The sequence below is a fragment of the Sphingobacterium sp. 18053 genome, assembly GCF_902706145.1.
GTDB lineage: Bacteria > Bacteroidota > Bacteroidia > Sphingobacteriales > Sphingobacteriaceae > Sphingobacterium > Sphingobacterium paramultivorum.
The window spans coordinates 1-403 of record NZ_CACSJW010000055.1; the positions used below are offsets into that span (position 1 = coordinate 1).

The 403-nt window shown below is 66.0% G+C and carries 1 pseudogene; it reads right to left on the reverse strand.

The window, feature by feature from the left end:
* Window positions 1–2: 2 nt before the first annotated feature.
* Window positions 3–403, reverse strand: a pseudogene (locus GVK91_RS27880) (hypothetical protein); the annotation flags it as partial.

Genomic DNA, 403 nt, shown 5'->3' on the forward strand with positions numbered 1-403 from the left:
GTCTAAGGCTCAGCCAGCAGCTCGCGAATAAGCTCGCCCAGGCGTTTAACCCCCTGCTCTTCTCTCTCCCCCCAGCCCCAGGCGGTATTGAAGCGGAAGAACGAGGTCCAGCTGGCGGTGGTGGAGAACATTTTTCCCGGCGCAATGCTGATGTTGTCGCGCAGGGCGCGCGCGCTCAGCTCCCCGGCATCGGCGCCCGCCGGCAGCTCCAGCCAGAGAAAGTAGCCGCTGTCGCTATGGTGAATTTTGACTTCGGCGGGCAGATGGCGCAGCAGCGCTTGCCAGGCCTGCTGCTTGCGCTCGGCCAGCTGGCGGCGCAGGCGCCGCAGATGGGCGTCGTAGCGCCGGGTCGACAGATAGTCCACCAGCGCCATCTGCATCGGCGAGCTGGTCGACAGCGTGC